Origin of the sequence: Piscicoccus intestinalis NBRC 104926, assembly GCF_001515525.1 — a bacterium.
GTDB classification, from domain to species: Bacteria; Actinomycetota; Actinomycetes; order Actinomycetales; family Dermatophilaceae; genus Kineosphaera; species Kineosphaera intestinalis.
In genome coordinates this window covers 1-778 of the sequence record NZ_BCNQ01000323.1, presented here as the reverse complement: position 1 = coordinate 778, position 778 = coordinate 1, and the positions used below count along the sequence as shown (strand labels likewise).

1 protein-coding gene is annotated in these 778 nt (G+C 77.4%); it reads left to right on the top strand.

Annotated features, from left to right (window positions below):
- A partial coding sequence (locus PINTE_RS21495) for an AMP-binding protein (protein WP_157087464.1) occupies window positions 1-778 on the top strand: 778 nt, incomplete at both ends.

Below are 778 nucleotides of genomic sequence, written 5' to 3'. Positions count from 1 at the left end.
GAGCCGCTGGCCCGGCTCCTGGGGCTGGGTGGTGACGACGTCACGTGGCTCCCCGGTCATCCGGCGGCGACGGCGCCGTTGTATGCCGCGTGGCACGCGACGCAGCTCGGGTTGCCGGTGCGCTTCGCCGGGGAGCCGCACGCCGACGCCACCGTCGTGCACGCACCCCCGACCCTCGTGCCGCGGCTGCTGCGCGCCCGCCAGGCGGGGGAACTGCCTGCGCTGCGGCTCGTCGTCACCGCCGGTGACCGCGTGCCGGCGGCGTTGACGGGCTGGTGCGCGGACGCCGGCGTGCGGCTCGTCTCCTACTACGGCGCCGCGGAACTGTCGTTCGTCGCGGTGCGCGACGACGACCGCCCCGGCTATCGGGCCTTTCCCGGGGTCGAGCTCGACGTGCGCGACGGGCTGCTGTGGAGCCGGTCGCCCTACCAGGCGCACGGGTACCTCGACACCCCGGAGGGGACGGCGGCGCTGCGGCGCGCGCCGGGCGGCTGGGCGAGCGTCGGCGACGCCGCGCGGTGGGTGCCCCCGAGCGGCGGGATCGACGCCGGCGGTCGCAGGGTCGAGATCCTCGGTCGCGCTGATCAGGCGATCACGGTCAGCGGCCACACCGTGCTCGCCGAGGACGTCGAACACGCCCTCGCCGGGCTGCCGGGCGTCGCTGAGCTGGTCGTCGTCGGGGTGCCCGACCGGGTGCACGGCGCCCGGATCGTCGCGCTGTGGGCCGGCGACCCGTCCGCGTCGTCGCCCGACGCCGCGTTGGCACGGGCCGCGGACG